Annotated in this window: 27 protein-coding genes; 12 read left to right on the forward strand and 15 right to left on the reverse strand. The window is 60.7% G+C overall.

All coding sequences use genetic code 11. The annotated features are described in order from the left end of the window. Positions 1-462: 462 nt before the first annotated feature. Positions 463-831, reverse strand: a complete 369-nt coding sequence (locus tag H7H48_RS17360) for a YraN family protein (RefSeq protein ID WP_229450307.1) — start codon at positions 829-831, stop codon at positions 463-465. Beyond that, positions 821-1,729 carry a 16S rRNA (cytidine(1402)-2'-O)-methyltransferase gene (rsmI, locus tag H7H48_RS17365; protein WP_229450308.1) on the reverse strand — a complete coding sequence of 303 codons (909 nt, stop codon included), beginning with the start codon at positions 1,727-1,729 and terminating at the stop codon, positions 821-823. The genes H7H48_RS17360 and rsmI overlap by 11 nt, the downstream gene beginning before the upstream one ends. Positions 1,730-1,817: 88 nt before the next feature. Here rsmI and H7H48_RS17370 point away from each other — a divergent pair, with 88 nt between their 5' ends. After that, on the forward strand, positions 1,818-3,035 hold the full coding sequence (locus tag H7H48_RS17370; RefSeq protein WP_229450309.1) for a penicillin-binding protein activator: 1,218 nt from the start codon (positions 1,818-1,820) through the stop codon (positions 3,033-3,035). Between the two features lie 3 nt (positions 3,036-3,038). Here H7H48_RS17370 and hemW read toward each other — a convergent pair whose 3' ends face one another. The 4 genes from hemW to rph are packed head-to-tail and all read right to left on the reverse strand — an operon-like array spanning position 3,039 to position 5,991. Continuing rightward, positions 3,039-4,202 (reverse strand): radical SAM family heme chaperone HemW, encoded by a 1,164-nt coding sequence (gene hemW, locus H7H48_RS17375; RefSeq protein ID WP_229450310.1) that lies wholly within the window; start codon positions 4,200-4,202, stop codon positions 3,039-3,041. Next, on the reverse strand, positions 4,199-4,846 hold the full coding sequence (gene rdgB / locus H7H48_RS17380) for an RdgB/HAM1 family non-canonical purine NTP pyrophosphatase (RefSeq protein ID WP_229450311.1): 648 nt from the start codon (positions 4,844-4,846) through the stop codon (positions 4,199-4,201). The genes hemW and rdgB overlap by 4 nt, the downstream gene beginning before the upstream one ends. Continuing rightward, positions 4,843-5,256: a VOC family protein gene (locus H7H48_RS17385; RefSeq protein WP_229450312.1), complete on the reverse strand. Its 414-nt coding sequence runs from the start codon at positions 5,254-5,256 to the stop codon at positions 4,843-4,845. Before H7H48_RS17385 ends, rdgB begins: the two co-directional genes overlap by 4 nt. An 18-nt stretch (positions 5,257-5,274) precedes the next feature. Continuing rightward, positions 5,275-5,991 carry a ribonuclease PH gene (gene rph / locus H7H48_RS17390; protein WP_229450313.1) on the reverse strand — a complete coding sequence of 239 codons (717 nt, stop codon included), beginning with the start codon at positions 5,989-5,991 and terminating at the stop codon, positions 5,275-5,277. 176 nt (positions 5,992-6,167) lie between these two features. Between rph and hrcA the strand changes: the two genes are divergently transcribed. From hrcA to H7H48_RS17410, 4 genes are all read left to right on the forward strand, one after another. Beyond that, positions 6,168-7,253 carry a heat-inducible transcriptional repressor HrcA gene (hrcA, locus tag H7H48_RS17395; RefSeq protein WP_229450314.1) on the forward strand — a complete coding sequence of 362 codons (1,086 nt, stop codon included), beginning with the start codon at positions 6,168-6,170 and terminating at the stop codon, positions 7,251-7,253. 20 nt (positions 7,254-7,273) lie between these two features. Continuing rightward, positions 7,274-7,564 (forward strand): putative quinol monooxygenase, encoded by a 291-nt coding sequence (locus H7H48_RS17400; RefSeq protein ID WP_229450315.1) that lies wholly within the window; start codon positions 7,274-7,276, stop codon positions 7,562-7,564. An 84-nt stretch (positions 7,565-7,648) separates the two neighbouring features. Continuing rightward, positions 7,649-8,308 carry a nucleotide exchange factor GrpE gene (gene grpE / locus H7H48_RS17405; protein WP_229450316.1) on the forward strand — a complete coding sequence of 220 codons (660 nt, stop codon included), beginning with the start codon at positions 7,649-7,651 and terminating at the stop codon, positions 8,306-8,308. Positions 8,309-8,407: 99 nt separating this feature from the next. Next, positions 8,408-9,040: a trimeric intracellular cation channel family protein gene (locus H7H48_RS17410; RefSeq protein ID WP_229450317.1), complete on the forward strand. Its 633-nt coding sequence runs from the start codon at positions 8,408-8,410 to the stop codon at positions 9,038-9,040. Here the strand turns inward: H7H48_RS17410 and H7H48_RS17415 are convergent. After that, positions 9,032-10,024: an adenosine kinase gene (locus tag H7H48_RS17415; RefSeq protein WP_229450318.1), complete on the reverse strand. Its 993-nt coding sequence runs from the start codon at positions 10,022-10,024 to the stop codon at positions 9,032-9,034. The genes H7H48_RS17410 and H7H48_RS17415 overlap by 9 nt on opposite strands. Positions 10,025-10,193: 169 nt before the next feature. Here H7H48_RS17415 and H7H48_RS17420 point away from each other — a divergent pair, with 169 nt between their 5' ends. Further along, positions 10,194-10,928: a sulfate transporter family protein gene (locus H7H48_RS17420; RefSeq protein ID WP_229450319.1), complete on the forward strand. Its 735-nt coding sequence runs from the start codon at positions 10,194-10,196 to the stop codon at positions 10,926-10,928. Between the two features lie 13 nt (positions 10,929-10,941). Here the strand turns inward: H7H48_RS17420 and nth are convergent, their stop codons facing one another. Then, positions 10,942-11,682 carry an endonuclease III gene (nth, locus tag H7H48_RS17425; RefSeq protein ID WP_229450320.1) on the reverse strand — a complete coding sequence of 247 codons (741 nt, stop codon included), beginning with the start codon at positions 11,680-11,682 and terminating at the stop codon, positions 10,942-10,944. Positions 11,683-11,703: 21 nt separating this feature from the next. On the opposite strand from nth, the gene H7H48_RS17430 reads away from it, so the two are divergent. The 3 genes from H7H48_RS17430 to H7H48_RS17440 all read left to right on the forward strand — a co-directional run bounded on the left by H7H48_RS17430 (position 11,704) and on the right by H7H48_RS17440 (position 14,163). Beyond that, complete coding sequence (locus tag H7H48_RS17430) at positions 11,704-12,189, forward strand: DUF2244 domain-containing protein (protein WP_229450321.1); 486 nt, start codon at positions 11,704-11,706, stop codon at positions 12,187-12,189. Positions 12,190-12,295: 106 nt separating this feature from the next. Beyond that, on the forward strand, positions 12,296-13,180 hold the full coding sequence (locus H7H48_RS17435) for a bifunctional helix-turn-helix domain-containing protein/methylated-DNA--[protein]-cysteine S-methyltransferase (protein ID WP_229450322.1): 885 nt from the start codon (positions 12,296-12,298) through the stop codon (positions 13,178-13,180). Between the two features lie 86 nt (positions 13,181-13,266). Further along, positions 13,267-14,163, forward strand: coding sequence for a ribokinase (locus tag H7H48_RS17440; RefSeq protein ID WP_229450323.1), 897 nt, complete (start codon positions 13,267-13,269; stop codon positions 14,161-14,163). Between the two features lie 24 nt (positions 14,164-14,187). Here the strand turns inward: H7H48_RS17440 and H7H48_RS17445 are convergent, their stop codons facing one another. Beyond that, positions 14,188-15,129, reverse strand: a complete 942-nt coding sequence (locus H7H48_RS17445) for a nucleoside hydrolase (protein ID WP_229450324.1) — start codon at positions 15,127-15,129, stop codon at positions 14,188-14,190. 114 nt (positions 15,130-15,243) lie between these two features. Between H7H48_RS17445 and H7H48_RS17450 the strand changes: the two genes are divergently transcribed. From H7H48_RS17450 to H7H48_RS17460, 3 genes are all read left to right on the forward strand, one after another. Continuing rightward, on the forward strand, positions 15,244-15,669 hold the full coding sequence (locus tag H7H48_RS17450; RefSeq protein ID WP_229450325.1) for an Hsp20 family protein: 426 nt from the start codon (positions 15,244-15,246) through the stop codon (positions 15,667-15,669). 108 nt (positions 15,670-15,777) lie between these two features. After that, positions 15,778-16,035 (forward strand): DUF1150 family protein, encoded by a 258-nt coding sequence (locus H7H48_RS17455; protein WP_229450326.1) that lies wholly within the window; start codon positions 15,778-15,780, stop codon positions 16,033-16,035. A gap of 146 nt (positions 16,036-16,181) precedes the next feature. Further along, positions 16,182-17,237, forward strand: a complete 1,056-nt coding sequence (locus tag H7H48_RS17460) for a C45 family peptidase (protein WP_229450327.1) — start codon at positions 16,182-16,184, stop codon at positions 17,235-17,237. Between the two features lie 50 nt (positions 17,238-17,287). Here H7H48_RS17460 and ptsN read toward each other — a convergent pair whose 3' ends face one another. The 6 genes from ptsN to lptC all read right to left on the reverse strand — a co-directional run bounded on the left by ptsN (position 17,288) and on the right by lptC (position 22,332). Further along, positions 17,288-17,752 (reverse strand): PTS IIA-like nitrogen regulatory protein PtsN, encoded by a 465-nt coding sequence (gene ptsN, locus H7H48_RS17465; RefSeq protein ID WP_229450328.1) that lies wholly within the window; start codon positions 17,750-17,752, stop codon positions 17,288-17,290. Between the two features lie 73 nt (positions 17,753-17,825). After that, positions 17,826-18,401 (reverse strand): ribosome hibernation-promoting factor, HPF/YfiA family, encoded by a 576-nt coding sequence (gene hpf, locus H7H48_RS17470; protein ID WP_007008119.1) that lies wholly within the window; start codon positions 18,399-18,401, stop codon positions 17,826-17,828. A gap of 223 nt (positions 18,402-18,624) precedes the next feature. Beyond that, on the reverse strand, positions 18,625-20,118 hold the full coding sequence (rpoN, locus tag H7H48_RS17475) for an RNA polymerase factor sigma-54 (RefSeq protein ID WP_229450329.1): 1,494 nt from the start codon (positions 20,116-20,118) through the stop codon (positions 18,625-18,627). Positions 20,119-20,215: 97 nt separating this feature from the next. After that, on the reverse strand, positions 20,216-21,007 hold the full coding sequence (lptB, locus tag H7H48_RS17480; protein WP_370633417.1) for an LPS export ABC transporter ATP-binding protein: 792 nt from the start codon (positions 21,005-21,007) through the stop codon (positions 20,216-20,218). Positions 21,008-21,025: 18 nt separating this feature from the next. After that, a complete protein-coding gene (locus H7H48_RS17485) occupies positions 21,026-21,583 on the reverse strand; it encodes an LptA/OstA family protein (RefSeq protein ID WP_229450331.1) in 558 nt (185 codons plus the stop codon). Between the two features lie 44 nt (positions 21,584-21,627). Further along, the gene (gene lptC / locus H7H48_RS17490) at positions 21,628-22,332 is read right to left on the reverse strand and encodes an LPS export ABC transporter periplasmic protein LptC (protein WP_229450332.1); all 705 of its coding nucleotides are present in this window, start codon (positions 22,330-22,332) and stop codon (positions 21,628-21,630) included. Positions 22,333-22,342: the final 10 nt, after the last annotated feature.

Consider the following 22,342-nt stretch of genomic DNA (forward strand, 5'->3'; position numbering starts at 1 on the left):
GCGGCCGGCATCATGTCGGTTGCGGAAAAGCCGCTAGGGCAAAGTTTGCCCGAGTGACCGGCCGGCAGTCGGGACAGCGGCCGGCGGGGCGCGCTTTTCGCGCCACTTATTTCACAACAGAGAGGCACGAAAAACGCGCCCCGTTTCCCGAACGATGCAAACCCCGGCGGAACCCCGCGCGGCAACGATGGAGCATGCCTTGAAATGCCCGCGCCACACCCCCCCCCCCGTCATCCCGGGCTTGACCCGGGACCCATTGGAAGAATGTGCAGGAGCACGGCCCGGTCCTCACCCCGGCACCACCAGCCGCACCCTCTGCGGCACCCGGCCACGCCTCTCAATGGGTCCCGGCTCTCGCTCCGCTCGGCCGGGATGACGACGATGAAGCGCTCACCCCACTCCCGTCATCCCGGACCTGACCCCGAACCCATTGGCAGAGCGTGCAAAAGCACAGCCCGCTCCTCACCCGCGTCCCTGGAACAGATTCTCCACATGCACCGGCCAGCGGCGGGGGAGCACGGCGACGAGGTCGAAGCGCAGCGAGAGGCGCGCGTGGTCGGGCTGGCGCGCAAGCCAGAGGTCCGCCGTGCGCTCGATACGGATCTGCGCATGATAAGACACCGCATCCATCGCCGCCTCCACGGTCGGGCGTGCCTTCACCTCGACAATCGCCACCACATCGCCGCGCCGGGCGATCAGGTCGATCTCGCCGAGTTTCGTTCGGTAACGACGAGCCAGAATGCGATAACCCTTCAGCCGCAGCGCCATGGCCGCCAGCCACTCGCCGCGATGGCCGAGCCGATAGGCCTTCTGCCGCGCCTCACTCTGCATCGCGCTCGGCCTTCAGCGCAAGAAGCCGCTGATAGAGCTCGGACTTGCGCCCTCCGGTCATGCGGGCAGCCTCGCCGGCGGCTTTCGAGGCGGACATCTCACCGGAGAGCGCCATGAGCAGCCGGTCCATATCTTCCGCGCTTGTTTCCTCCTCATCCAGGGGCGGCGCCACGCACACCACCACCTCGCCCTTGGGCGCACCGGTGTCGGCATAATGGGCAGTAAGGTCGGAAAGCGCGCCACGCCGCAGCTCCTCGAAGGTTTTGGTGAGTTCGCGCGCCACGCAGGCCTGCCGCGTGCCGCCGAGCACCTCCGCCATGGCGGCCAGACTGTCATCGAGGCGACGCGGCGATTCAAAGAACACCAGCGTCGCCGGCGTCTGGCGAAAGGTTTCAAGCCGCGTGCGGCGCTGCCCATCCTTCACCGGCAGAAAGCCGGCAAAAAGAAAAGCATCCGTCGGCAGGCCGGAGGCCGAGAGCGCTGCCAGCACCGCAGAGGGGCCGGGGATGGGCACGACGCGCAGACCCTTTTCGATTACCTGATCCACGAGACGATAACCGGGATCGGAGACGAGCGGCGTGCCGGCGTCGGAGATGAGCGCAACGCTCTGCCCCGCCTCCAGTGCGGAAAGAAGGCGCGGGCCGGCCTTGTCCGCATTGTGCTCGTGATAGGCGGTGAGGTTCTGGCCGATGCCGTAGCGGGCAAGAAGCACGCGCGAAACGCGGGTGTCCTCGCAGGCGACGATATCCGCCCCGGCAAGCACTTCGAGCGCGCGCAGCGTGATGTCGCCCAGATTGCCGATGGGCGTCGCCACGAGATAGAGCGCCGGCTCGAGCGGCCCGGCACCGATGCGGGCGCTGCCAACGACGAAACTTTTTTCCCCGCGCGGGTTATCCATAACTCTTTGATCCTTATTCGCTCATCTCTTTGACATGGAGGCATGTGGGTTGCAAAGTCGCGCGCTGAATTTGGGACGGAAGCGACATATGAAAGTTTGGACATCGCCCGGTCGCAGAGCCGGGATCCTCTCGCTGGCGCTTGCCGGTCTTCTGGTGCTCGGTGGCTGCGTGGCGGGCGATGTGCCCTACGGCATGCCGCAGCCGGGCGCTCAGACCATTGCCACGCAGGCGGTCGTGGACAATGCGCCGCGCGTGCCCGCCTCGGGCGAGGTGATCGGTACGGGAGAGACACGGGTCGCGCTGCTTTTGCCGCTAACCGGCGAAGGCAATGCCAGCCGCATCGCTGCCGAGCTGAAGAACGCCGCGCTGCTTGCGATGGACGACGTCGGTCTCAACGCGCTTGAACTGGTGGTGAAGGACACGGGCGGGACCACGGAGGGCGCTGCAATCGCCGCTGCCCAGGCCTCCGCCGAAGGTGCGGCTGCCGTGCTGGGTCCGCTCTTTTCGGCCAATGTGCGCGCCGCTGCCCAGGCGCTCGGAACATCGCAGACCCCGATGGTCGCGTTCTCCTCCGATCGCGCCGCGGCAGCGCCCGGCGTCTATCTCAACTCCTTCTTGCCGCAGGGCGTGGTTCAGCGCACGCTCTCCTATGCGGCAGGGCAGGGCGTGCGCAGCGTGGTGGCGATCCTGCCCGAAGGGGCTGCCGGCGATATTGCGGAAGCTGAAGCGCGCCGCACCATGCTGTCCATGGGTGGCGAGGTGACGGCGGTTGCCCGCTATGCCTATGACAACATGTCCGTCTATGAAGCGGTGCAGGGCGTTGCCGATGCGGTGCGCGCAGCGGATGCCGTGTTCATCCCCGATGGCGGCACGAGCCCGGCGACCATCGTCTCCACCATGACCGAATCCGGCATCGACATTTCGGGCAAGAAGCTTCTGGGGACCGGACAATGGGCGAGCGCCAATCTGGCGGATCCTGCCCTTCAGGGGGCATGGTTTGCCGATACGGATCAAGGGCGGGTAAGCACCTACAAACAGCGCTATCAGGCACGGTTCGGCGCCGAGCCGTCATTGACCTCCGCGCTTGCGTACGACTCCGTTGTGCTTGTCGCCAACATTGCCAAGGGCGGCGGCGGAATCCCGCGACATGCCTTGGAAACGCCGGTCGGGTTCAATGGCTATACGGGCCTTTTCCGCTTTCTGGCCGACGGCACGACCGAGCGCGGATACGCCATCTATGAGGTGCGGGAAGGCAAGGCCGAGATCATCGATGCTGCCCCGTCACGGTTTGGTGGAGGCAGTTAGGCGCTATCGGGCCAGATCGGCGACAACCGCATCCAGAACGATCATGCCCTTCGGCGTCGCGCGCAGCCGGGTGTTGCCGACAGGCTCGACAAGGCCTTCCTCCTGCAGCACCGCGATGCGCGCATTGGAGAGCGCCCGGCCCGAAAGCGCTTCATAGCGCGGCAGGTCGATGCCCTCGACGAGCCGCAGCCCCATCAGCAGGAACTCATCGGCTTCCTCCTCATGGGTCAGCACCTCGCCGCCGATCACGCCATGACCCTCGGTCTCGACGCGTTCGAGCCATGTCTCCGGCATCTTTTCGGTAAACGTCACATGACGGCGGCCATCTTCGACAAACCGCCCATGGGCGCCGGGGCCGGCGCCGACATATTCGCCATAGCGCCAGTAGACGAGATTGTGCCGGCTCTCCGCACCCGGGCGGGCGTGGTTGGAAATCTCATAGGCCGGCAGCCCCCGTGCCGCCGTCACTTCCTGAGTGATCTCGTAAAGTCGCGCGGCATGATCCTGATCCGGCATGGCAAGCTTTCCTGCCTCATGAAGAAGCTGAAAGCGCGTGCCTTCCTCGATGGTGAGCTGATAGAGCGAGAGATGATCAGCCGCGTGGCCGATGGCCTGTTCGAGCTCGCTGGCCCAGGCTTCCTCGCTCTGATGCGGGCGGGCATAGATCAGGTCGAAGGAGAGGCGTGGAAAAATCTCACGGGCAAGCCCGATCGCCTTCAGAGCTTCCTCGACATTGTGCAGCCGTCCGAGAAATTTCAGATCCCGGTCGTTGAGCGCCTGAACGCCGAGCGAAACACGGTTGACGCCGGCCGCGCGGTAACCGCGAAAGCGATCCGCTTCCACGGAACTCGGATTGGCCTCCAGCGTCACTTCGATGCCGTCGGGCACGCTCCAGTTGGCTGCAACGGCATCGAGCAGCGCACCGACCGTTCCGGGTTCCATCAGCGAGGGCGTTCCCCCGCCGAGGAAAATGCTGGTAACGGTACGGGGGCCGGTTCGCGCACGCATGGTGGCGAGCTCGCGCTCAAAGGCGGCGGCAAAGCGGCCCTGGTCCACCGGCTGGTGACGCACATGACTGTTGAAGTCGCAATAGGGGCATTTGGCCGCGCAAAACGGCCAATGCAGATAGACGCCGAACCCCGGGCTATTGTCAGGCGCGGAAATCACACCGCGCCCAGTCTGGCGCGAGCGAATTTCTGGAAGGCGCGGGCGCGATGAGAGAGCGCATGGTCATCGCCCGGCTTCCAGCCATGCTTTTCCTCAGCCGTCATCTCGCCAAAAGTGATGTCATAGCCGAGCGGTTGAAACACCGGGTCATAGCCGAACCCGTCTGTACCGCGCGGCGGCCAGACCAGATGGCCTTCTGCTTCACCGCGATAATACTCGGTCTCCCCGTCAGGGAAGCAAAGGCAAAGTGTCGCGACAAAACGGCCGGTGCGTTTCTCCGGCGTTGTGGCCCCGTTCTCGCAGAGCAGCTTCTCGGTCTTCTCCATAGCCATCATGAAGTCGCGGCTGCCGTCGTCCTTCGTGGCCCAGTCGGCGGTGTAGACGCCAGGCGCGCCATCCAGCGCATCAACGCAAAGGCCGGAATCGTCGGAAAGCGCCGGCAGGCCCGTCGCCTCGGCGGCTGCAAGCGCCTTGATGCGGGCGTTCTCTTCAAACGTCGTGCCGGTTTCTTCCGGCTCTGGCAGGCCAAGTTCGGCAGCCGAGCGCACCGTGTAGCCGAAGGGAGCCAGAAGGTCGGAGAATTCCCGCAGCTTGCCCTTGTTGTGGCTGGCGAGCACGAAAGTCTTGTTTTCGATCGGTCTCAAGTCAATCCCCAGATACGTGGCTCGGCGAATTCGAGCGAATTGCCGAAAGGGTCACGAAAATAGATGGAGCGTCCGCCTCTCGGCCATTCGAAATCTGCCTCGATGGCAATGCCAGCCGCTTCAAGATGTGCCTTCCAGCGATTGATCTCTTGGGCGGTCGCAGCAAAACAAAGATGCCCCGGCCCCTGGGCTCCGTGTGGCGGCACGGGAAGCCGTGCGCCGGCAGCAGGCGGCTCGGCGGTCACTGCGGGGTCGAACAGCAGAAGCACTCCCTGGCCGCAACGGAAGAACACATGCCGACCCTCGACTTTCGCGATCCTCTCAAGCCCAAGCGTTTCGCCGTAGAAGCGCTCTGCGTGGTATAGATCGCTCACATAAAGCGCGGCTTCGAGGATTGCCGAGGGTTGCATGGTCCGCCTTGCGCCCGTTCAGGAGATGGCCATCTTCTGCATGTCGACGAGCTTGGTGATACCCTTGCGGGCAAGTCCCATCAAGGCTGCGAATTCGTCCTCAGAAAAGGGCTCTCCCTCGGCCGTGCCTTGAATCTCCACGATGCCGCCCTTGCCAGTCATCACGAAATTGGCGTCGGTCTCAGCAGCCGAGTCCTCAGCATAGTCCAGGTCGAGAACGGGTGTGCCGTTATAGATGCCGCAGGAGATGGCTGCGACATGGTCTTTCAAAACCTTATCCCGGCTGACCATCTGGCGCGCTTCCATCCAGGACAGGCAGTCCGAAAGGGCGATGAAACCGCCCGTGATGGCCGCAGTGCGTGTCCCGCCATCAGCCTGAATAACGTCACAATCGATGGTGATCTGCTTTTCGCCGAGAGCCTGCAGGTCGACCACCGAGCGCAGCGAGCGGCCGATCAGGCGCTGAATTTCCAATGTGCGACCGCCCTGTTTGCCGGAGGAGGCCTCCCGGCGCATACGGTCGCCGGTGGAGCGCGGCAGCATACCGTATTCTGCCGTCACCCAGCCCTGGCCGGAATTGCGAAGCCATGGCGGCACCCGCTCCTCAAGGCTTGCTGTGCAAAGCACATGCGTATCGCCGAACCGCACCAGACACGACCCCTCTGCATGTTTTGAAAAGCCGCGCTCGAAACTGACGGCGCGCATTTCATCGGGTTCGCGTTTGGAAGGGCGCATGAGCGATTTCTCCAGTGTCATATCATGTTGTCGGCCAGTCTTGCCGGCTTGTAGCTTTCCGCATTCATGAACGCAAAGGAATTCCGGAAATGGAGGGAGAACCATACGTATACCTCCAAACAAGACTGTTGTTTTCGCGGCAGTCACGCTTATATTCAGGCGATCAGAGGTCGCGAATGACGAAACCGGTCTTGGACAGAGAATTTCAGGAGCACGCGCTGCAATCGCTGGACAGCCGTTCCCGCGAGATTTTTCGGGTCATCGTTGAAACCTATCTCAGAGACGGTGAGCCGCTTGGCTCGCGCAATCTCTCGCGCATTCTGTCGACACAGCTATCCCCGGCAACAATTCGCAATGTGATGAGCGACCTTGAGCAGCTCGGGCTCATCTATGCTCCGCATGTCTCCGCTGGACGCATGCCCACGCAGCAGGGGCTTCGCTTTTTCGTCGATGCGTTCATGGAAATCGGGGACCTTTCCGACAATGAGCGCCGGATCATCGAGACGCAGGTCAAGGCCTCCAGCAGCGGGCATTCTCTGGACCATATGCTGACCGAAGCAAGCCAGCTTCTTTCCGGCCTTTCGCGGGGTGCTGGCGTCGTTCTTGCGACCAAGTCTGAGGCAGCGCTTAAACACATCGAATTCGTGCAACTTGAGCCGCGTAGAGGGCTAGCCATTCTCGTTTCGCAGAATGGTGACGTGGAAAACCGGGTGATCGACCTGCCCGAAGGGGTCACCATTTCGCAATTGCATGAAGCCTCGAATTTCCTGAACGCGCATATTCGTGGCCGTACATTGGCGGAAACACGGGCGGAGCTTTCGCGACTTCAGGAAGAAACGCGTGCCGCATTGGATACGCTGTCGCAGGAACTCGTGGAACAGGGCCTGGCCGTATGGGCAGGCGCTGAAAGCGGCCAGCCGGCGCGGCTGATTGTGCGGGGGCGGGCCAATCTGCTTGAGAACCTGACTGCGGAAGCAGATCTGGAACTTCTGCGGCGCCTGTTCGAGGATCTCGAGACCAAGGAAGGTCTGATCCAGCTTCTGGACCTGGCAGAAGAAGGCTCTGGTGTGCGGATCTTCATTGGCTCGGAGAACAGGCTTTTCTCCCTCTCTGGTTCTTCGCTCGTCGTGGCCCCCTATCGCGATCAGGAATCACGTGTGATCGGCGCTTTGGGCGTTATCGGGCCGACGCGACTGAATTATGCGCGCATTGTGCCAATGGTGGATTACACGGCACAAATTGTCGGGCGATTGCTCCGATAAGTTTTCAACCGGGAGGATCAATGTTCGGCCTTATCGGCAAGATGCGTGCGCATCCAGGTAAACGCGATGCGCTACTGGAAATTCTCTCGAAAGGCACGGCATCCATGCCGGGCTGCCTGAGCTATGTGATTGCCCGCGATCCCGAGGATTCTGACGGGATTTGGATTACAGAGGTCTGGGACAATGAAGATAGTCACAAGAGGTCTCTCACCTTGCCGGCAGTTCAGGCGGCGATCGTCGAAGCGCGTCCCTTGATCGCTGGTTTCGACAGCAGTGTGCGAACGGAGCCGGTGTATGGGATCGGAAACTGAAACCGTCGCCCCTTGATTTTGCCGTCGCGAACCTCGATATCGGACGCAATATCCGAGCAATTCTAAAACCATAGACGGACTGACATGACCAATCAGGCTAAGGACAACGAACAATCCAGAACCGAAGCGGCAGATGATCCGAACGTTAAAGCGTTCGAGGAAAATGCTGGCGAAGAGGCGGTTTCGGAAGAAGACGTCCTTGTGCGGCTGGCCAAGGAAAACGAGGAGCTGAAGGAACGCGCCCTTCGCCTCGCCGCCGAGATGGAGAACCTGCGCAAGCGCACCGCCCGCGACGTTGCCGAGGCGCGCAGCTATTCGATCGCCGGCTTTGCCCGCGACATGCTGACGGTTTCGGATAATCTGCGCCGCGCGCTCGAGGCTGTGCCCGCAGAGGCCCGAGCCGCCGGCGACAGCGGCCTTTCCTCGCTGATGGAAGGAGTGGAGATGACCGAGCGTTCCATGCTCTCCACCCTGGAGCGCCACGGTGTGAAGCAGATCGATCCCAAGGGCGAGCGCTTCGATCCGCATTTCCATCAGGCGATGTTCGAGGTGCCCGATCCCGAAACCCCGGAGAACACCGTCGTTCAGGTGGTTCAGCAGGGCTATGTGATCGGCGAGCGTGTTCTGCGTCCCGCAATGGTCGGTGTCGCCAAGGGCGGCCCCAAGGCGGGAGCGATCCAGAACGGCGAGAATGCCGGCGCCGAACCTGGTCCGCCCAATCCGCAGGCCGAGCGAGACGCCTGATCTCTGTCGCGCCGCATTCTGAGTGCGGCAAGTGGAAGTGAGGCAAGCACTCACTTCCTATTCAGGGGGGCTTCGGCTATCCAGAGCATGGAGGCCCCCATGGATTTGATTCAGCTTCTCGATTATGCCGGCGTGGCCGTTTTTGCGGCTACAGGCGCTCTTGCTGCCTCGCGCAAGGAACTTGACCTCATTGGCTTTATTTTTCTTGCAGGGGTAACGGGCACTGGCGGCGGCACCCTGCGCGACCTCGTGCTTGGTGTGCCGGTTTTCTGGGTCGAGAACCACACATACATCATCGTCTGCGCCCTGGTTGCGGTCCTCGTATTCTTTGCTGCGCCGCTCGTGGAGTATCGCTACAGGCTGCTGCTGTGGCTGGACGCCGCGGGCCTTGCCGCCTATTCGGTTCTGGGGGCGGCCAAGGGGCTGGAGGCTTCCGGTTCGGCCATTGTCGCGTTGGTCTCAGGTGTCCTTACAGCGACCTTCGGAGGTATTTTGCGCGATGTGCTGGCTGGGGAGCCCTCAGTGCTTCTCAGGCCTGAGGTCTATGTCACCGCGGCACTTGTCGGGGCGGGCGTGTTTACCGTGGCCGGCTTTGCCGGAATTGAGGGTGCAATCGCAGCGCTGATCGCGGTCACGGCGGCATTTCTGGTGCGCGGTGGAGCCCTCCGGTTCGGATGGACCATTCCGCGCTATCGTTCCCGCCCCGGCCGACCGCCCGAGGAGCTAGAGTAGGCCGGCCTGCTGCGCCTCGTAGCGAAGGTCCTTTTGCGGACGCGGGCCGATCTGCTGAATGACGAGACCGGCTGCGAATGAGCCAAGACGGCCGCATTCGGCGAGGCTGTGTCCGTTGGTGTAGCCGTAGAGGAAGCCCGCCGCGTAGAGATCACCCGCACCAGTCGTGTCGACCAACTCGTCGATCTTCGTGGCTTCGACTGGGATGGTCTCGTTATCCGACACGATAACCGAGCCTTTCTCGGAGCGGGTGACGATCGCAAGGCGGGTATCCTTGCGGATGGCCTCCACCGCACTGTCGAACGACGAGGTCTGATAAAGAGACAGCAATTCGTGTTCGTTGGCGAACACGATGTTGACCCTGCCTGAACGCATCAGCTCCAGGAATTCGTCGCGATAGCGATCGACGCAGAACGGGTCAGACAAGGACATCGCCACTTCGCGGCCCGCCGCATGCGCAGCATCGGCGGTCATGCGGATCGCTTCCTTGGCACGAGGCGGATCCCACAGATAGCCCTCGAAATATGTAACCTTGGAACCCTTCGCCTTGTCTTCCTCCACGTCTTCCGGGCCAAGCTCCACGCAGGCGCCGAGATAAGTGTTCATGGAGCGCTCACCATCGGGCGTGACGAAGATCATCGATCGCGCCGTTGGTGGATGACCTTCGAGCGGTCTGGTGTCGAAGGCGACACCCTGAGCGCGGATGTCATGCGCGTAGATTTCGCCAAGCGTGTCGTTTGAAACCTTGCCGAAGAATGCTGCTTTTCCGCCAAGGCTGGCGATGCCGGCTGCCGTGTTGCCAGCACTCCCCCCGGAGGCCTCGATGGCCTGCCCCATACGCTCGTAGAGAAGGGTAGCACGATCAACATCAATCAGGTTCATCGCACCACGAATGATGTTGTTTTCTTCAAGAAACGCTTCGTCGCAGCGGGCGATAATGTCGACAATGGCGTTGCCGATGCACAGCACGTCATATTCGCTCAAATTCAGATCTCCAGATATGCAAGGGAAGCGTTTTTGTCTCTAGGCTCCCGGCGGTTTACCGGTTTGAGCGTGATTTGCAAGCCATTGGTGTGAACGCTTTTGCTTGCGCCGGCCCGAAAGGCTTCCTATCTCGGATGGGAAATCAAAGTTCGAAAGGCCTTGGCTTTCCATGATCTTCGACGCGGCGCGCGCCGCTATCAGCCGACTTTTCTCCAGAGAGTTTCGCAGCGTGTTTTTCAAGACGCTGGGGCTGACGCTTCTGGTGCTTGCCGGGGTGTGGCTGGGAGCCAAGGAGCTTTTTGAGTACATCGCACTGCCGTGGCTTGACGCATTTTTTCCTGACCTTCCTTCCTGGCTGGGTTGGATGAGTTTCGTCGCGCTGATCGCTGCCGGTCTGGGGCTCGCTGCCGGTCTGGCGCTTCTGATCGGGCCCGTGACCGCTGTGATCGCCGGACTATTTCTCGACGATGTGGCCGAAGTTGTCGAAAAGGAAGATTATCCGCAGGATCCGCCGGGCAAGGCGCTGCCGCTGGGCGCTGCGATCGCCACATCGATCAAGTTTTTCGGTATTGTCATTCTCGGAAACATCGTCGCGTTGTTCCTGCTGCTCGTCCCAGGCATCAACATCCTCGCCTTCTTCCTCGTGAATGGCTACCTGCTTGGCCGCGAGTTTTTCGAGTTCGCCGCCATGCGGTTCCGCAGTGAGCCTGAGGCGAAGGCGCTGCGCCGTCGCCATGCAGGTACGATCTTTCTGGCCGGTCTTGTTATCGCGGGGTTCCTCGCCGTCCCGATCCTCAACCTTCTGACGCCGCTTTTCGCAGCCGCCATGATGGTCCATCTGCACAAGATGATTTCACAGGAGGATGCGGCCCGCGCTGGGCAGAGTGCAGAGCAGCGCGGGTAGTCGAAGCCAGCGATCAGGCCTGTGGTGCCAATTCCACCAGCGGCGCAGGTATTTCGGTCGTTTTCTCAGCTGATTTGCAGATGTCCGCAATGACACAGGCCACGCAATCGGGCTTGCGCGCCTTGCAGACATAGCGCCCGTGCAGGATCAGCCAGTGATGGGCGTGGCGCATGAATTCGGCCGGGATAATCTTCACCAGCGTATCTTCCACCTGTTCCGGTGTCTTGCCGGGAGCAAGCCCGATGCGATTGCCGATGCGCAGAATATGCGTGTCGACGGCCATGGTCGGTTGGCCGAACGACATGTTGAGCACTACATTGGCCGTCTTGCGGCCCACGCCCGGCAGGGTAACGAGGGCCTCGCGGCTGTCGGGCACCTCAGATCCATGATCGCGGATCAGCGCTTCGCTAAGCGCGATGACGTTCTTCGCCTTGTTGCGCCAGAGCCCGATGGTACGGATGTATTCACCCACCCGTTCCTCGCCGAGTGCCAGCATCTTCTCCGGCGTGTCGGCAACCTTGAAGAGATCGCGCGTCGCCTTGTTCACACCCGCATCTGTCGCCTGCGCCGACAGCACGACGGCCACCAGGAGCGTAAAGGCATTCACATGCTCGAGCTCGCCTTTCGGCTCCGGCCGCTGAACCGAGAAGCGACGGAAAATCTCGTGGACCTCCTCGGGCGAATAGACGGTTTTGCGTTTGCGGGAGCGGGCGGGTTTGCGGGGCGCGGCAATTTTCTTCTTGGGCTTTTCCATCGTGCTTCTATAATCGGGATCATGGCCGAAACAAACAGTGCAGATGCTCCCGTCTTTCAGGCGTTGCTGACGCCTTATCGCTCTCTGGGTACGCGGGGTTTCGCGGTGCTGATGGGCGTTCTTCTGTTTGTCTGGCTGACCATCGGCGCGGTGTTCCTCAAACTAGGCGCCTGGCCGGTGTTTGGTTTTTTCGGGCTCGATGTGCTCGCGATTTATATTGCCTTCCGGCTGAACTACCGCGCTGCCCGCGTGCGCGAAGAGGTCCGCCTGTCGCGCACCAGCCTCGATATCCGCAAGGTGCCGCCCTCGGGCAAGGCTGAAGAGTACCATTTCAACCCGTTCTGGACACGGTTTCGTATCGACCGGCACGACGAGGCCGGCATCACCGACATGGCGGTTGAGATGCGCGGCAAGCGTGTCTCGCTTGGCAGTTTTTTGAACCCGGACGACCGGGAAAGTTTCGCAACGGCCTTCGGAAAGGCGCTCGCCACTGCAAAAGGGCCGTGAACTCGGCAGGAATCGGGTGGTTGGCCGGTGTGAAAAACGGCATGGTCATGTTCAGGAAGAATGTCATGTGGCACCAACGCTAAGGCGGGTGCCGGGAGTTAGCGCCATGAACATGCAGACGGCTTTGTTGCAACGCGACGTCACACCGGAAGGCAGTGACTATGAGGTCGTGCGCCGCGTGATCGAGAAGATCAGCCTCGACTATCGGGACCAACCTTCGCTGGAAGAAATCGCACAGGAGGTTGGTGATACGCCGAACGGTCTGCAGAAACTGTTTACGCGCTGGGCGGGGCTATCGCCCAAGGCGTTTCTGCAGGCGGTGACGCTGGATCATGCGCGTCGTTTGCTCGATTCAGGCATGCCGCTGCTCGACGCGGCACTGGAGCTCGGCATGTCCGGGCCAGGGCGGCTGCACGACCTGTTTGTCACACACGAGGCGATCTCACCCGGTGAATACAAGGCGCGGGGTGCTGGCCTCACCATGCGCTACGGTTTTCATCTCTCGCCCTTCGGTCAGGCGCTTGTCATGGTGACGGAGCGCGGTCTGGCAGGACTTGCCTTCTGCGATCCGGGCGATGAGCGCGCGGCATTCGAAGATATGGCGTCGCGCTGGCCGAACGCCGATTACGAGGAAGACATGGCTGCCACTGCACCCTATGCGGCGCGGGTATTCGATCCCTCGCGCTGGCGCGCGGAAGAACCGCTGCGCGTTGTGTTGATCGGGACGGATTTCCAGGTGCGGGTGTGGGATGCGCTTTTGAAAATCCCGATGGGCCGGGCCTGCGCCTATTCCGATATCGCCGAGCGGATCGGCAAGCCCACCGCCTCGCGCGCCGTGGGTGCGGCGGTGGGTGCGAACCCGGTTTCCTTCGTGGTGCCGTGCCATCGCGCGGTGGGCAAATCCGGTGCTCTGACGGGCTATCACTGGGGTTTGACGCGCAAACGCGCGATCCTTGGCTGGGAAGCGGGGCAGCTTTGCCAGGCCGATTGATCGAGCCTTGGATGTTGGAGTTCGAATGGATTTCACCATGCTGCAAAATGGTCTAGGTTCCCCGCAAATCTGCGTGGGAGTGTGCCTTGATCGTCATTATCGGTTCCATCAATCTCGACCTGATTGCAACCGTTCATCGCCTTCCCAAGCCGGGCGAAACGGTGCCAGGTGACACGTTCGTCACCGCACCGGGTGGCAAGGGGGCAAATCAGGCGCTGGCTGCAAGGCGCGCCGGTGCCAAGACCCGCATGGTCGGTGCAGTCGGAGACGATCCCTTTGCCAGCGAGGCACTGGGCCTTCTGAAAGCTGCGGGCGTCGATCTTTCCGCAGTGCATCAAGCGAAAAGTGCGACGGGCACGGCGCATATCCTTGTTGACCGCGAGGGTGAAAACACCATTGCGGTTGTTCCGGGTGCCAATGCCGACGTTTTGCCGGGGCACGTCTCACAGGCAGCGCTTGCCGCCGGCAATCACGTGCTGCTCCAGCTTGAGGTTCCTATCGAAACGGTGGCTGCGGCACTCAAAGCTGCGCGCAAGGCCGAAGCAATCTCCATACTCAACACGGCACCCTATCGGCCGGAGGCGACAGAGCTGCTTGAGGGTGCAGATTATGTGGTCGCCAACGAAACGGAATTTGATCTTTATGCAGAGGCACTCGCCCTCCAGGGTGAAAACCGTCGTGCGCGCATGGAAGCATTCGTCGCCAAGACCGGTCGAACCGTCATTGTGACGTTGGGGGGTGAAGGAGCTTGGGCTGCAACACCGGATGGTTTTGTTGCCTGTCCCTCCATGAAGATCACACCCATAGATACGGTCGGTGCGGGCGACACGTTTTGCGGGTATCTGGCCGCAGGCCTTTCCGAGGGGTTGGATCTCGAGCTGGCGCTGCGGCAGGCGACCGTGGCCGGAGCGCTGGCCTGTCTTAAGCCGGGTGCACAGCCGGCCATTCCGTTGCGGAAGGATGTCGACAACGCACTATCGTGAGTGAGAATTGGTCGGCGGCGCGGCTTATAACCGCGCCAGACGCTCCGTCAGCAGCGTAAAGAAGCCGTCGGCATCCACGTCTCGCATGACAAGGGCGTTCTTCGGCCGATCGGTCACCTGCCACCAGTCGACCACAGTCATGCCCATGGTGAGTTCGGAGCCGGTCTCTACGGTTACGTTGCAGATGCGTCCTTTGAAGAGTTCAGGCTTGAGAAGGTAGGCGATGACGCAGGGGTCATGCAATGGCCCCCCATCGGTACCGTATTTTTCTTCATCGAACCGCTCAAAGAACTCCAGCAATTCAGCGCAGGCCTCACCGACCCTGGTGCCGAGGTGACGAATGGCATCAATGCGCGCACGTGTGGTAAGGGCCTTGTGCGTGACGTCCAACGGCATCATGACAACCGGTACACCCGAACGCAGCACCACATCAGCCGCATGCGGATCGACATAGATGTTGAATTCGGCCGTGGGCGTGACATTGCCACCCTCGAAGAAACCGCCACCCATCAGGACGATTTCGCGGATACGAGAGGCGATCCGGGGCTCTCGGTTGAGCGCGAGTGCGATGTTGGTGAGGGGACCGAGGGGGCACAGGGTGATTTCGCCCTCCTCATGAGCCATCAGGGACTCAATGATGAAATCGACGGCGTGTTTTTCCTGCAACGGCATCTGAGGCTCCGGCAGGTCAGGCCCGTCGAGCCCGGTCCGGCCATGCACATGCTCTGCCGTCACCAGTTCCCGAACCATGGGGCGAATTGCGCCTGCGAAAACGCGCGTTTCGGGTTTGCCGGCCAGTTCGCAAACTTTGCGGGCATTTTTCTCCGTCAGGGCCAGCGGAACATTTCCGGCCACGGCCGTGATACCAAGCACATCCAGTTCCGGACTGCCCAGTGCCAGCAATATGGCCAGCGCGTCGTCCTGGCCCGGATCCGTGTCGATAATGATCTTGCGCGCTGACGTCATACAGAAGCTCCAAAATGCTTGAAACGCGTGTTTTGAGCGACCATATCAGTTGGGAAGAGAAAAATGCCAACCGGGTTTTTCTCTATCCACGTCGCTCTTTGAGGACTGTTTGAAATGACGCGTATGACTCCTTTTTCGAACCCGCTTCTGCTTGGGTTCGACAGTATGGAAAAAACGCTCGAGCGCATTGCGAAATCGGGCGATGGCTACCCGCCTTACAATATCGAGCGCATCCGCGCAGAAAACGAGCAGGGCGTTAAGCTTCGTATCACGCTGGCTGTCGCTGGTTTCAGCGCAGACGATCTGGATGTTACGACGGAAGAGAACCAGCTTATTATCCGTGGCCGCCAGGCGGACGAAGGCGAGCGCGAATATCTTCACCGTGGTATCGCAGCGCGCCAGTTCCAGCGCATGTTTGTGCTTGCGGAAGGGATGCGGGTTCTAAACGCCGAACTGAAAAACGGCCTTCTGTCCATCGATCTGGACCGCCCCGAACCTGAGCGTCTTGTACAAAAAATAAACATTTCCGTGAAAGACTGACATACTGGTCTTATTCGGGAGGAACCCGGGCGGGCTGACCCGTTCCGGAACCTTGGGCTCTTCAGCGGGTTGGTTTCCCAGGGAAACGCCTGCGCTAAGGAGGCTTGCATGACCGAACATGAGCATAAATTGGCGATTACTCAGCAGCAGCTTGCACACATCGGCGAAGGCGCAGTGGCCTATATGCGCGAGATGAACGCCGAGGATTTGCAGGGCAAGTTCCCTGGTATGCCCGATCTGAAGCCGGGCACGCGGTTATGGGCGCTTTTCGGTGCCGATGGGCAGCCGATTCTGTTGGCGGATGCCCGTGATGCAGCACTTGCAGGTGCAATGCAGAATGATCTGGAGACTGTCAGCGTCCATTGAGGCGTAGCTTGAACACGGCAGGGGCGTGTGCCGGAGGCCGCGCCCCTCTTCGCCTCTGTAAAGCCGCTCTCTGGGCTTGACAGCGGGGCCGATCTCCCGGGGAATGGTTGGCGCGCTTTTGGCGCATCAGAACGGGAGGGGTGGCCATGCCGGTCGGCAAAAACAGATTTCCACTTCTTGATGTTTGGGGTGGACCGAAAGAAAGGGGCCGTCAAATAGGCGCCGCCTTCGGCGAGCGCATTGCCCAGACACTCTCCATCTACAAGGCATATTTTGCGCGGCCCGACGAGTCTCTCCTTCCTGTGGCCGCTCATTTTCGTGGTGTTATCGACAGTTTCAACCCGCAGTATTCAGCCGAAATCGAAGGGATTGCGGAGGGGGCAGAGGTGGATCCATTGTGGATCTACGCTCTCAATGCGCGCAGTGAGCTCCTTGCAGCGCTTTCAGCCTCGGAATGCACCGTCGTTCACTATTCCGGCACACCTTTTGTCGGGCAAAACTGGGACTGGTCCGAAAAGCTTGAGGATCTGGTCGTCTTGATCCGCTCGGAGGACGAACGGGGGCGTCGTTTTCTCACGATGACCGAGCCGGGCATTCTGGCAAAGGTGGGATTGAATGATGCAGGCTTCTGCGTCTGCCTCAATTTCCTCCCCACTCCAAAACAAACCAACGGGCTACCCTCGCACGTACTCTTGCGCGCGCTCCTGGATGCGGGGTCCTGGACAGAGGTGGAGGAAACGATTGAGCGTGCCGGCACCGGCCGGTCCCTGAACCTGCTGGTCGCCAGTGCGGACGGGCGCAGTATCAACATCGAATATGAGGGTGATACCGCGCGGCGCATAGAGGCTGGTGGCTCTGCCACGACCCACACAAACCATTACCTGACCTGCGATGCCCCTGTGGATGCCGAATTGCTGGAAAATTCGACAGCTCGGCTCGACCGCATCCGCGCCCTGACGGCGTCTGGCACGCCGAGGGACCTTGCTCGGCTCAAATCGGTTCTTTCCGATCAAGAGCACCCGGAGCACGCAATCCTTGCACCCTACAAAGACAGCGACGGGTTTCTCGGTCGAAAGGGCACTGTGTGCACCATCGCGATGGATCTGTCACAAAGGCTGATGCATATCCGACGCGGCAATGATCCCGACAATCCGTTTCACCAGTTTCCGGTGATGGAAAAAGAAACGGCCCTTTCCATGTGAAAAGGCCGTTTTCCGGCTGAACCGGTAATTCTGTCGTCAGAAATGATTGGTCAGGCCGCGTTGGAAGCAGGCGCCTGCGCCAGGAAGCTGTGAATGGCGGCAGCATCTTTTGTGCCGCGGATCTTCGCGGTGTTGTCTGCGTCACGCAGCACACGCGCAATACGAGACAGTGCTTTGAGGTGATCCGCACCGGCTCCTTCGGGCGCAAGAAGCAGGAAAACGAGATCGACGGGCTGGTCGTCGATGGCCTCGAAATCGACCGGGGTCTCCAGGCGCGCAAACACGCCTGTGATGCGGTCAATGCCGGGAAGTTTGCCGTGCGGGATCGCAACACCGTTGCCGACGCCCGTTGAACCCAGGCGTTCTCTCTGCAAAATGGTGTCGAAAATTTCGCGCTCCGGCAGCCCGGTCACGCCGGCAGCTTTCTCAGCCAGCAACTGCAGGAGCTGCTTCTTCGAATTGGCCTTCAGGGCGGGGATCACGGCCTTCTGGTCGATCAGATCGCTCAGATCCATGTCTATGCATCCTCTGCTTCGTCTGTTCGCCTGTCATGTTGCTGCATGACAGGCGCTGAGGCTGGCACGGAACCTATGCGCTTGCCACTGCCGATGGATCGATCCAGCCGATGTTTCCATCAGCACGGCGGTAGACAATGTTCACTTCGTTGTTTCCGGCATTGCGGAACACGAAGACGGGATTGTCCTTGGTGTCGAGCTCGATGACGGCGGAGGCGACAGACATGGTCTGCAGCGCCATCTTCGATTCGGCGACCACGGTGGGCGCGTAATCTTCCGGGACCTCTTCTTCATCTTCGGCCACCGGCGCCATGACGCGATACGCAATGTCCATCGGATCGACATTCTGGCCGTTGTTGTGGGACTTCAGCCGGCGCTTGTAGCGGCGCAAACGCTTTTCGATACGCTCGGCGGCTGCATCGAAAGCGGATTGCGGCTCCTGCGCCTGGCCGGTGCCCTGCAACACCATGCCTGTGTCGAGATGGATCATACAATCGGCGGCAAAACGAGAACCCGACTTTTCAACCGTCACGCGACCGGCAAAACCACCATCGAAATACTTATCGACGGCTTCGCCGATCCGCTCCTCGATACGCGAGCGAAACGCCTCGCCGATGTCCATATGCTTTCCGGAAATACGTAAGCTCATCTGAAAACAGACCTTTCCTGATCAGACACCGAACGAATCGAGTTTATACGTGTGGCTTGCATGTACAAGGTGCCGCGGCGGATTGTGATGTAAGTCGGCCGCGTATCCCTTCTTCGGTTGCTGGCACTGCGGACAAAAGTCGAAGGCTCTCAAGGCCTGGTAGTCCATGCGGGCGGGCTTCTAGTGGCTTCCGCCGCCCTTGTCAATTCAACCGCAGGCGCAATCAGCCGCGCGGGCCTGCCGCCGCCAGCATCTTCTTCTCGCGGCGACGCTGCACCGACGACGGAATATTGAGCGCTTCCCGGTACTTGGCGACAGTGCGGCGGGCGATGTCGATGCCCTCTTTGCGCAACATGTCCACCAGCGTGTCGTCGGAAAGGACCGCTGACGGCGCTTCGGCTTCAATCAGCGAGCGGATGCGATCACGAACCGATTCCGACGAGTGCGCGTCGCCGCCGGACGCAGAGCCAAGCGCCGATGTGAAGAAATACCGCAGCTCGAATGTGCCGCGCGGCGTCATCATGTATTTGTTTACGGTCACGCGACTTATCGTCGATTCATGCATTCCGATCGCTTCTGCCACGGTGCGCAGATTGAGTGGTCGCAGATGACTGACACCGTGGACCAGAAACGCGTCTTGTTGGCGCACGATCTCGGAAGCGACTTTCACGATGGTCTTTGCCCGCTGGTCGAGGCTGCGGGCGAGCCAGTTGGCGCTTTGCAGGCATTCGCTCAGAAACTGGCGTTCGCCTTCGCGGGCGTGACGGGAAACCTTCGCGTAGTATGGCTCGTTGACGAGAACCCGTGGCAGGGTTTCAGGATTGAGCTCTACCGTCCAGCTTCCATCGCTTGCCGCCCTGACGACGATGTCAGGCACGACCGGGTCTGCGGTGCCACCCGAGAACGCCATGCCGGGCTTGGGGTCAAGCGCCCGGATTTCCGAAAGCATGTCCGCCAGATCTTCTGCATCCACGCCGCAGAGGCGCCCGAGTGTACGGAAATCACGCTTGGCCAGAAGTTCGAGATTTTCCACCATCGCCTTCATGGCTGGATCGTATCGATCCTGTGCGATCAACTGCAGTGCAAGGCACTCGGCCAGATCACGGGCGAAAAGACCCGGCGGATCGAATGTCTGGCAGATTGAAAGCGTTGCCTGAACGGTTTCAGGTGATGCGCCCACGCGTTCAGTGAGCTCTTCAATGTCGAGGCTCAGATATCCCGCCTCGTCCAGGCCATCGGCGAGTTCATGGGCGATGAGCATCTGCGCCGGATCGGTAAAGGCCAGCGCGATCTGGCCATTCACATGGTCGCGCAGGGTGGGGGCGGCGGCCGTTGTGCTTTCCAGGTCAAAGGCGGTGCCACTGCTGGTTTGGAGCCCGTTGCCACTCGCCGATTTCCATTGTGCTGAGAGGTCGGAGCCAATGCGCTCCTTTGTGCCCGGATCGTCCGGAAACAGGTTCTCCAGTGAAGAATCCAGTTTTTCTGAAATGAACTCGGCTGTGCTTTCGCGCAGTTCTGGCGCACTTGGCCCGGGTTCAGTCCGTTCTTCCGAATTGGTTTCGCCGCGCTCCAGCAACGGATTGCGCTCGATTTCGGAATCGAGGAAGCGCTCAAGCTCCAGATGCGTCATCTGCAGCAGCTTGATCGACTGCAGCAATTGCGGCGTCATGACGAGCGATTGCGTCTGACGCAGATGGAGTTTTGGCGCAAGCACCATTAAAAACCAGCCCCGATTGAGCCCGACAGGGAGTGCCGAAACGAAGCCGGATTCAATTGGCCCGACTTTTGCTTGTCAAGTTGAAAGGCAGGGATGGTTAAAGTGTGAAGCCTTCACCAAGGTAAAGGCGGCGCACATCGGCATTGCCAACGATATCGTTGGGACGTCCGTGGGTGAGCACCTGGCCGGCATGAATGATGTAGGCCCGGTCGATCAGCCCCAATGTTTCGCGCACATTGTGATCGGTGATCAACACACCGATGCCGCGGGCGGTGAGATGGCGCACAAGCTGCTGGATGTCAGTCACTGCGATCGGGTCGATGCCGGCGAACGGCTCGTCGAGCAGCATGAAGTTGGGGCGGCTGGCCAGCGCGCGGGCGATCTCCAGCCTTCGCCGCTCGCCGCCGGAAAGCGCCACCGATGGCGATTTGCGAAGATGGCCGATGTTGAACTCGTCAAGAAGTGCGTCGAGGTTCTTGTCGCGTTCCTTGCGGCTGGGCTCGACCACTTCGAGGATGGCCCGGATATTCTGTTCCACCGTCAGGCCGCGGAAGATCGAGGCTTCCTGAGGCAGATAGCCGATCCCCAGTCGCGCGCGGCGATACATGGGCATGCCGGTCACATCGTGCCCGTCGATATGGATCGTGCCCTGATCCACGGGAACAAGGCCGGTGACCATGTAGAAGCAGGTGGTTTTGCCGGCACCGTTGGGGCCGAGCAGGCCCACGGCCTCGCCCGCGCGCACACCGATGGAAACCCCGCTGACGACCTGGCGGCCCTTGTAGGCTTTGGTGAGGCCGCGCGCGATAAGCGTGCCCTTGTAATTGGGCAACTTGCTGGTGGCGGGATTTTCCGCCGCGGGCTGTTTTGCCGCCCGCTTCTTACGCAACTTGGAAATCAATGTGGGTTACTGCCTGTTTTGTGAGCCGGGGGTGAGCAGCATCTTCACACGGCCGCCCGAACCACCGCCCTTGCAGCCATCGAGCTTTGCCTGCCCGCTCTTCATCTGCACTGTGAGGCGGCAACCGACAATCACGTTCTCGCCTTCCGAAAGCACCACCTCCTTGCCCGAAAGCACAAGCACTTCGCTTGCCATGTCGAAGGTGGCGCTATCGCCGGTGGCGACCTGATTCTCCGACTTTACGTAGACATTGCCGTCCACCTCGAGCCGGTCGATATTCGCGCTTCCGGTAGCCGCAGAGCCCCCGTCTTTCAGGTAATAGACCTTCATGCGCCCGGCCTTGAGGAGGGTTGGCCCCTGCACGACAGAGACATTTCCTGAAAACACTGCCACGTTTTCGCTCTCGCGCACTTCGAGGCGCTCGCTCTCAATCTGGATGGGCTTGTCACCGGAAAGCTGGAGACCCGTCAGGCGGCTCTGGGAATCCTGGGCAATTGCGGCAGACGATATTCCCGTCAGGAGAAGCGCGCCCGAGGCGAGCCTTGAAAAGCTTCCGATGCGCATTGTGTTCCTCTCCGTTGATTGGTCATCGCGCCGGTGACCGTGATTCAATTTCCCGATGCTGACGCCGTTTCGCGAAGCCGCGACGGGTCGATTGTAACGCGAACGCGTTTATCGAATACAAACACTTTGCCACCGTCTTCCGCTGCGAAGGAATCGGCTGCAATCTTCGTTCCTTCAAGCTCGATTTCCACGGGCTTTGAGGAGGCAAGGCTGCTGTTTTCGATGTCGATTTCCGCAGAATCCAAGGTGGCGACAATACCTGAAGTGGTGCGTAGCGAAATCTTACTGGTAATGTCCAGACGATTGTTGCCGCGATCATAGGTGCCGTCACTCGCCTGAATGGTGGCGAAATTATCGGCGTCCACCGGCACATGAGCGCGAATACCCTCCAGTTCGATCACGTCCTCGCCGCCCAGCTTCTGGCGGGCGCGCTCGGCTGTCATCTTGTAGGGGCGATCGTCACTGGTAAAACCGTTCAATTCGGGGCTGGACATGACCAGTGATCCGCCCTCGATGGATGCGCTTGCCAGATCTATCGCACCGCGCGTGCCCGAGAAGATGTAGGAATATCCGGCAAACACAACGGTGATCACAAGAGCCACCGCGGGAAGAACGCGTTTGAGAAGTCGCACACGCTGCGAATGCCGGGATGCCTGCTCGAAGGCTTCCGCACCGCGCTCGCTGCTACGGATTGCCTGCCCGCGCCCGCTCTTCGCCGCCGTGGCGCTGCTGTTGACTGATTCAATCATTCTATTTTTC

It is taken from the genome of Nitratireductor sp. B36 (assembly GCF_020833685.1).
GTDB lineage: Bacteria > Pseudomonadota > Alphaproteobacteria > Rhizobiales > Rhizobiaceae > Nitratireductor.